This is a genomic window from Deferrisoma palaeochoriense (genome assembly GCF_054656955.1).
The window spans coordinates 1-201 of record NZ_BAAHXI010000254.1 but is presented as its reverse complement, the minus strand read 5'-3'; the positions used below and the strand labels follow the sequence as shown (position 1 = coordinate 201).

1 pseudogene is annotated in these 201 nt (G+C 59.7%); it reads left to right on the top strand.

What is annotated here, in order from left to right:
• Positions 1-201 (top strand): annotated as a pseudogene (locus tag ACYQ8L_RS18900) (IS4 family transposase); the annotation flags it as partial.

The window sequence follows — 201 nt, the reverse complement described above, 5'->3', positions numbered from 1 at the left end:
ATCGAGTTGTTCTTCAAGGCCCTGAAGCAGAACCTCAAGGTGAAGACCTTCCTTGGGACCACCGAGAACGCGCTGGCCATCCAGATCTGGACCGCCTTGATCGCCATGCTCCTGGTGAGCTTCCTGAAGTGGCGGTCTCGGCGGGGCTGGTCGCTGTCCAACCTGGTGGCGCTGCTGCGCTGGAACCTGTTTCAGTACAAG